Here is a 7,992-nt window from a genome sequence, read left to right on the forward strand (position 1 = left end):
GGTTTCGCCGCCTTCGGCGTCGATCCGCGCGCGACCGTTCCGGTCGCGCGGGCGGGGGCGCTGCCCCCGTCGGCTGGCGCCGACTCCCCCGGGGTATTTGGACAAAGAAGAAGGAGCATGTCAGACCTCGTAGATGGCGACGGGGGGACCGAGCGCGTCTTCGTCGGGATGGACGCCGAGGCCGGGGGTCTCGGGCAAATGCAGGTGGCCGTCGATATTGCGCGGCCCACGACCGCCAGCGATATCCACGGTGATCATGTCCTGGCAGGCCCAGACCGCCTTGCAGTTCGCGTCGGGGATGGTGGCGGCCAGATGCAGCGCCTCGGTATCGGCCAGGACTGAGCCGCCGGTGGCCATGACGAACATGTCGATGCCATGGGCCAGAGCGATGTCGCGCATACGGGCGGCTTTTGTCAGGCCGCCCACGCGATTGAGCTTGATGCCGAAGACCTCGGCGAGGCCATCGCGGGCGATGCGGGTTGCGTCTTGCAGGGTGACGAGTGCTTCGTCGACGCTGACAGGGGCGGCGTGTTTCGCGCGGATCGCGGCAATGTCGTCGAGCGTTTCGCCGGGCTGTTCGAACATCACGCAGAGATCCTGAGTGGCCTGCATGACTGACAGCGCCTGCTGGCGGGTCCAGCCACGGTTGACATCGTAAAGGATGATCTCGCCGGGGGATCGGTGTGCTTCCACATCACGAATACGGGCAATGTCGCGGGCCACATCGCCGCCGATCTTGACGGAATGGGCGATATAGCCGCGCTGGCGGTAGCGGTCCATCACGGCGCGGGTTTCGTCCACGGTTTTTGCTCCGACGGAGGAGGCAATGGGTCGGGGCGTGCGGCTTCCGCCGCCCATAAGATCGGCAATAGGCAGGCCCGCCGCCTGACCGGCAATGTCCCAGCAGGCCATATCGATGGGGGATTTCGCGTAGAGATGGCCGGGCAGGGCGAGGTCCATGGCGCGCTCCACATCCAGTACCCGGCGCGGATCGAGGCCCAAAAGGAAGGGGGCCATCGTCTCAATTCCGGCGCGGATGCCGGGGCCATGGGCGGGTACGTAGGTATGGCCCCAGGGCGTGCCTTCGCCCCAACCGATGATCCCCTCGTCGGTTTCCAGTTTCACGAGAGTGGCGTCGAGCGTTTCGAATTTCAGCCGCCCGCCTGAGAGCCAATAGGGATGTTCGAGCGGCAGGTCGACATGGAAGACAGTGATCCTGGTGATCTTCATTTCAGCTCGACCTCGATAAAGGACATGTCTGTATCCCCTGCGTTGATCACATTGTGCTCGACCCCTTCGTTGCGGCGATAGGCAGCGCCTGCGGGCACTTTGGCTTCGGTGACGCTTCCGTCGGGATGTTCCAGGCGCATATGACAGTCCGTCAAAGCGGTGATCACATAGTCGAACCCGTGCCGGTGCCAGCCGGTCTGTTGCCAGGGTGCAAAGGTAAAGCGGGTCACGCGGGTGCGGTCGTCGTCGATCAGCTGTTCGGCCGTGCAGGTCATGTCACTCATGTGGAGGCTCCGTAGCTGGCAACGGGTGCGCCGAGGCTGTCGAAATCGGGGGTGACGCCAAGGCCCGGCGCATCGGGGGCGTAAAGCTTGCCGTCCTTCGCGACCGGCCCGCCGATGCCTGTGGATCGAGTGTTGTAATTCATCAGATCCGTGGTGTTCTGTAGAAACTCGGGCGGGGTTGAGGCGGCGAAATGAGCCACGACGGAGGAGGTGATTTCTCCGCCCCAGGTGTCTTCGCTGACCACGGGAATGCGGTTTTCGACGAGGTAATCGCGGACGCGGCTGGCCTTGGTGAGCCCCCCGAGGTTGGAGATCTTGAGACAGCAGATCTCGGCCCCGCGATCGGCCACGATGCGCTGTGCGGCGTGCATTCCTGTCACGCATTCGTCGAGCTTCATCGGCTGCTCGGCCACCCGGCGCACCTGCTGGCATTCCTCGTAAGTGCGACACGGTTGTTCGAGGATGAAATCGAGGTCTTTCGTGGCGCGGGCCACGCGAATGGCGTTATCCACCCGCCAACCCTGGTTAGCATCGGCCATCGCCTTTTCACCCGGATTCAGAAGCGGCACCGTGGCCCGGATGCGGTCGATATCATTGGCCCAATCGCCACCCACCTTGATCTGGAACTGGCGATACCCCTGTGTGCGGTAGACCTCCATCTCCGCAATGGTTTCTTCGGTGCCCTTCTGGGGCGCGACCCGATACATGGGCGCGCCGTCGTTCAGCTTGCCGCCAAGCAGCATCCAGACGGGTTGATGGCAGGCCTGGCCGAGGATGTCCCAGCACGCGGCATCGAAGGGCGCTTTCGCATAACCGTGGCCCTGCACGGCATGGTCCATGATACCCTCGATCCGGGATACCTGGCGCGGGTCCTCGCCCAGAAGGCGGGGGGCGACGAGGCGGGCCAATGCCTCGACCCCTTCGGAATGGGCGACCATATAGTTTTCGCCGCAGGGGGTGAACTCGCCGCAGCCCTGCAACCCGGCATCGGTGTCGATCACCACGACGCTGGCTATGGCTGTCTCAATGGCGTTGCCGGCCCCCCAGACATAGGCGCCGCCGACGTAAGGCAGTGGCGTCTTGTAGATGCGGATGCGCGTGATTTTCATGCGGTGCCCATGCGGGGAACGCCGGTCAGTCCTGCGCCACGCCAGAGGACGAGAGCGAGAACAGGGCTGTTGCCGGTGCTCATCTGGTGGGGCTGATTGGACCCGTGAATGCGGATATCGCCAGGGCGCAGGGTGACTGGGGGCTCGCCCTCGGCCTCGAACAGCGCTTCGCCCGCGAGGATGTAGTAGAGTTCCTCAGCTTCGTGCAGGTGCCAAGGATAATAGAGGTTCTCCCCCCAATAGGCGATATAGGCGCGGATCTCGTCCGACCGGTAGTGCCCCTCGGGGCCCACCAGTTCAAACCAGCCGTAACGGTTCAGGAAATCCTCGCCGACCTCGTCGACCGTGTAGGTCTGCTGCCAGTCGGCGTAATCGGTCAGATCGCGGATCGCGTCGCGCGCGTGAAGGGTGGCATCTATATGGCCATCTGACCACGCTTTGAGGATTTCGGCCGCCGGGATCGGGCGGCCGGGCTTTTGGCTAGGCAGGGCAAGGGGCCAGCCTGCAAAGCCCACAAGGGCCGGGTTAGAAGCCACGAGCATGGTCAGAGCGTGATAGGCACGGGCGAAGGCGAGGTCGATGGGAGTCATGGGATCACCACGATATTGCCGGTGTGTTGTTTCTCGATGAAGGCGGTCTGGGCTTCGCGAAGCTGCGCCAGCGGATAGGTGGCGGCGAGCGCCGGCTTGATCTCTCCCGCTTCGATATAGCGAATGAGATTGGGCATCACGTCGAGGTCGATGACAGTGGACCCCGTGAAGGTCAGGTCGCGCAGGTAGAGCGTGCGCAGGTCAAGGTCGACCATCGGCCCCGCGATGGCGCCCGAACAGGTGTAGCGCCCGCCGCGTTCCAACACGTCGATGAGTGACGGCCAGTAGGGGCCACCGACGATATCGGCCACGACGGTGATGGTCTCATTCCCAAGCGCCGCGCGCAGGTTCTCGGGCGCACGGGGCAGGATGCGGTCAGGCCCGAGACGCGCGACATCAGCGTGCTTGGCCTCGGACGCCATGGCGATCACGCGCGCCCCTCGGCGCTTGGCAAGCTGCACCAACGCGCCTCCGACGCCTCCGGACGCGCCGGGGACAAGCACGGTATCCGTGCTGGTCACCTGCGCACGGGTCAGCATACCCTCGGCGGTGGAATAAGAGCAGGAAAACGTGGCAAGCTCGGCATCCGAGAGGTCGGATTGAACGCGCAACGCGTTGCGGGCCGGGATCGTGCAATATTGAGCAAAGCCACCATCGCGTTCGGAACCGAAATAGCCCGTTTTGGCCTTGTTGGTCAGGTCATCGGGATCACGCAGCCAATTGTCGGTGATCACACGTTCACCGATACGTGCCGCATCAACGCCATCGCCCACGGCCACGATAGTCCCGCAGGCATCCGCACCCTGAATGCGTGGAAAGGCAAGGGGGGCGCCGCCCCAGGAAGGGTCTTCCTCGTCGATGGTTTCGAAGCCCTCACCGGTGGTGCGCTCGGTTACGGCCTTCGAGTACCAGCCCGACCGGGTGTTTACATCGGTATTGTTCATGCCGCAGGCCCCGACCCTGATCAACACCTCTCCGGCGGCAGGGGTTGGAACCGGCCAGTCTTCCCGCCACTCGTATTTGTCGAGGCCACCGTGGCCGGTAAGGATCATGGCTGACATGGTGGTCGGGATCATGGGTGCTCTCCTGTGACTATTGGGGTTTCGCCGCCTTCGGCGTCGATCCGCGCGTGATCCTTGCGGATCACGCGGTTGGGGGCGCTGCCCCCGTCGGCTGACGCCGACTCCCCCGGAGTATTTGGACCAAGAAGAAGGATCATGCGGCGCTGTCCGTTCTGGGCCGCAGGCTGTCGGGATCATAGGCCGGGGCACCCAGTACGCGGGCCGCACGGGGCTTGCCGGCAATCAGCACTTCAAGTGCGGTGCCGGGGGTGGTGGCATGGGGTTTGAGATAGGCGAAGGCGAGGATTTTTCCGACCGTATGGCCATAGGCGACGGACGCTGTGGCGCCCACGACTTTGCCATCCAGTTTGACAGCCTCGCCGCCATGGCCGTCCTCGATGCCGTCTGGTTCGATCTCCAGATAGGTGCATATCCAGGGCAGGTCTACGCGTTCCGCGCTGGCGCGCGTTGCCTCGACGCCCAAATAGGACTTGTCGAGCCGGGTGAAGCGCATGACATTGGCCTCTGGCAGAGTGACTTCATTGGTCAACTCACCCGCTCCGGGGAAGGCCTTTTCCATCCGAAGCGCATTCATGGCGAAGCTGCCGTAATTTGCAATGCCATGGGCTTCGCCAGCAGACCAAAGGGCGGTGTAGACGTCGAGGCAGGCGGCGTTTGGCATATGTAGCTCCCACCCGAGCTCACCTGCGTATGACATGCGGAAGGACCAGACTTTGTGGCCCGCGACCGAGATTTCCTGTGCACTCAGCCAGCGGAACCCGGCATTGGACAGGTCCGCATCCGTACAGGCGGCCAGCACGTCGCGCGAGCGGGGGCCATTGAGGGACAGGGCCGACCAGTCAGAGGAAAGTGCGGTGACAGTTGCGTCCTCATCGCCCTTGTTTTGCGCCAGATGATCCAGCAGGCGCTGCTCGAAGAAGGCGGCGCAGACGAGGTAATAGCGGTCAGCTGCCATCCGCACGATGGTGCATTCCAGCTCTATCCGTCCCCGCCGGTTCAGCATATGGGTCAGGATAATCCCGCCGTCCTTCTGTGGCATCCGGTTGGCGACCAGCCGGTCCAGAAGCGCATGGGCATCCGGGCCAGAGACCTCGACCTTGGTGAAGGCCGTGACATCCATAATGCCCACCCGTTCACGAACGGCGCGGCATTCTTCTGCGACCATGTCGAATACGGGCGTGCGACGGAAAGAGTAGTGGTCGCGTTGCTCAACACCACCCCGCGCAAACCATCGGGGACGTTCGAAGCCGTAGACCTCTTCATAGACCGCGCCCTTGTCCTTCAGCAGATCATAAAGCGGCGAGGGCTTGATCGGGCGGCCCATCAGACGGTTGAAATGGGGAAACGGGATCTCGTGGCGCAGCTTGTAATCCTCATGCGCCTTGATCACCTGCCAATCCTTGGTGGCATAGCTTCCGAACCGGCGCGGATCGTAGTCGCGCATGTTGATATCGGCCGCGCCATGGACCATCCAGCGGGCCAGTTCGCGGGTCAGGCCCGGCCCCCAGCCAATGCCGATCTGGGTGCCGCAGCAGCACCAGTAGTTCTTTACCCCCGGCGCGGGGCCGACCATTGGGTTGCCATCGGGCGGATGGCTGATTGCGCCATGGACCTCGCGGGTGATGCCAAGCTCCGCGAAAATGGGCATCCGCTCCATCGCGTTTTCCAGCCACGGCATGATGCGGTCGTAATCGGCCTGGAAGAGCTCGTTCTCCGCCTCCCAGGGGCAGTGATCTTCCCAGACGGAGTTGGAGTTCTCCTTTTCATAGATTCCGATCAGGCCCTTCTTCTGTTCCATCCGGATATAGCCGGACACCATCCTGTCATCGCGCACCACGGGAAGTTCGACGTCCAAATCTTTGAATTCAGGTACTTCTTCCGTGACAAGATAGTGGTGGGTCATTGAAGTCATCGGCAATTGCAGGCCCGACCATTCGCCCATCTGACGCGCATAGGTGCCGCCGGCATTGACCACATGTTCGCAGGTGATCGCGCCTTGTTCGGTTTCCACCAGCCATTCGCCCGAGGGCAGCTGCGTGATGTTATTGGCGCGGCAGCGGCGGATGATGCGAACCCCTTTCTGGCGCGCACCTGCAGCCATGGCCATCGTGACGTTGGAAGGGTCCACATGCCCGTCATCGGGGGTGTAGAGGGCACCTAATACGCCGTCGAGATTGTAGAACGGATGCTTCCGCGCGATGAACTCCGGGCCCACCAGTTCGATATTGAAGCCAAGCGCGCGCCCCACAGACAGCGTGTGGCGCAGCCAGTCCATCTCGTCTTCCGTATAGGCCAGGCGGAACGAGCCGCAGCCATGCCAGGTGACGGCTTGACCGGTCTCTTCCTCAAGCACCTTGGAGTAGAGCCCGATATTGTAATCGACCATGCGCCCAAGCCCGTAGGAGCTGGTCGAATGGGTGATCTGCCCCGCTGCGTGCCAGGTGCTGCCACTCGTCAGTTCTGCTTTTTCGAGCAGCACGGTATCCGCGCCCCAGCCTTCATGGCCGAGGTGATAGGCAAGGCCACATCCCATGACACCACCACCAACGATGACAACGCGGGCGTGGGTTGGGAATTCTTTCTGCGACATCTGGGGCAATCCTGTATGCGAGTCACTTTTCCTGTAGACAGGCTAATCGCACAAATATACCATCGTCAATCATGAATGATACAAACATACCATCAACCGCGCACACCACGTCGACCCATGCCATTCTCGACCGGCTGACCGAGGAGTGGGATGCGCTGACACCCGAAGCGCAAAAGGCCGCGCGCTATGTGCTGGAAAACCCGCAGGATGTGGGCGTCTCCACCGTGCGTGAGATTGCCGAAGCCGCCAAGGTCAAGCCCAACACGGTGGTGCGCATGGCGCGTCAGGCGGGGTTCGAGGGCTATGAGGATTTCCGCGCGCCGTTCCGAGAGGCGATCCGCCGGGGCGCAATGCCGCTCGAAAGCCGTGCGCGCTGGTTGCAGGATATCGCCAAATCGGGCGATCTGGGTGGGCTTTATGCCGATATGGTGGGCGCTGCGATCCGCAATATCGAGGAAACCTTCGCAGGGATCAGCGCAGAAACGCTGAAGGCGGCGGCAGAGGCGATCTGGTCTTCTCGGCAGGTCTTTACGCTCGGGGTTGGGGTGAACAACTCCAACGCGCGCAATTTTACCTATCTGGCCTCGACCGGCATGGTTCAGTTCCACGCTATCCCGCGCCCCGGCTCGACACCCATTGACGACATTGCCTGGGCCGATCACCGCGACGTGCTGATCGCCATCACCTGCAACCCCTACCGGCGCGAAGTGGTCGAGACTGTGCGTGTCGCTCGCGAACAGGGGATGACCGTGATTGGCATTTCTGACAGTGCGGCCAGCCCGATCATCAGGCCCGCACAACATCGCTTCGTTGTCGCTGCCGATACCCCGCAGTTTTTTCCATCTTCCGTTTCGACCATCGCGCTTCTTGAAACGCTGCTAAGCTTCGTCATCTCAGTCGCCTCCGACGAGATCGTCGAGCGGGTCGAAACCTTCCATAGCCGTCGCCACCAGTTGGGCATTTATGCTGAGGGCACCGAATGACAGCGACCACCGGGATCGCCCGCAAGGTCTGGCGCGAGACGCTGGACTCTGACGCAGCACATCTCGCGCGTCGGGCGCTGCTGGATAGCAGCGCGGCGATGCTGGCCGGGCTGCACAGCGACCA

At 62.7% G+C, this 7,992-nt stretch carries 8 protein-coding genes; 1 reads left to right on the plus strand and 7 read right to left on the minus strand.

Annotation, left to right across the window (positions count from 1 at the left end):
* Positions 1–120: 120 nt before the first annotated feature.
* The 7 genes from ACROHD_RS18190 to ACROHD_RS18220 are packed head-to-tail and all read right to left on the minus strand — an operon-like array spanning position 121 to position 6,885.
* Positions 121–1,230 (minus strand): mandelate racemase/muconate lactonizing enzyme family protein, encoded by a 1,110-nt coding sequence (locus ACROHD_RS18190; protein ID WP_432679834.1) that lies wholly within the window; start codon positions 1,228–1,230, stop codon positions 121–123.
* Positions 1,227–1,514 (minus strand): cupin domain-containing protein, encoded by a 288-nt coding sequence (locus ACROHD_RS18195; RefSeq protein WP_432679835.1) that lies wholly within the window; start codon positions 1,512–1,514, stop codon positions 1,227–1,229. The genes ACROHD_RS18190 and ACROHD_RS18195 overlap by 4 nt, the downstream gene beginning before the upstream one ends.
* On the minus strand, positions 1,511–2,623 hold the full coding sequence (locus ACROHD_RS18200; RefSeq protein WP_432679836.1) for a mandelate racemase/muconate lactonizing enzyme family protein: 1,113 nt from the start codon (positions 2,621–2,623) through the stop codon (positions 1,511–1,513). Before ACROHD_RS18200 ends, ACROHD_RS18195 begins: the two co-directional genes overlap by 4 nt.
* On the minus strand, positions 2,620–3,213 hold the full coding sequence (locus ACROHD_RS18205; protein ID WP_432679837.1) for a dimethylsulfonioproprionate lyase family protein: 594 nt from the start codon (positions 3,211–3,213) through the stop codon (positions 2,620–2,622). The genes ACROHD_RS18200 and ACROHD_RS18205 overlap by 4 nt, the downstream gene beginning before the upstream one ends.
* Positions 3,210–4,289, minus strand: a complete 1,080-nt coding sequence (locus tag ACROHD_RS18210; RefSeq protein ID WP_432679838.1) for an alcohol dehydrogenase family protein — start codon at positions 4,287–4,289, stop codon at positions 3,210–3,212. The genes ACROHD_RS18205 and ACROHD_RS18210 overlap by 4 nt, the downstream gene beginning before the upstream one ends.
* Positions 4,286–4,432 carry a hypothetical protein gene (locus ACROHD_RS18215; protein WP_432679839.1) on the minus strand — a complete coding sequence of 49 codons (147 nt, stop codon included), beginning with the start codon at positions 4,430–4,432 and terminating at the stop codon, positions 4,286–4,288. Before ACROHD_RS18215 ends, ACROHD_RS18210 begins: the two co-directional genes overlap by 4 nt.
* A complete protein-coding gene (locus ACROHD_RS18220; protein ID WP_432679840.1) occupies positions 4,429–6,885 on the minus strand; it encodes an FAD-dependent oxidoreductase in 2,457 nt (818 codons plus the stop codon). The genes ACROHD_RS18215 and ACROHD_RS18220 overlap by 4 nt, the downstream gene beginning before the upstream one ends.
* 71 nt (positions 6,886–6,956) lie before the next feature.
* Here ACROHD_RS18220 and ACROHD_RS18225 point away from each other — a divergent pair, with 71 nt between their 5' ends.
* Entirely contained in the window at positions 6,957–7,868 is a 912-nt protein-coding gene (locus tag ACROHD_RS18225) for a MurR/RpiR family transcriptional regulator (protein ID WP_432679841.1), read from the plus strand.
* Positions 7,869–7,992: the final 124 nt, after the last annotated feature.

The sequence above is a fragment of the Nioella aestuarii genome (genome assembly GCF_050896395.1).
Taxonomy (GTDB): domain Bacteria; phylum Pseudomonadota; class Alphaproteobacteria; order Rhodobacterales; family Rhodobacteraceae; genus Nioella; species Nioella aestuarii.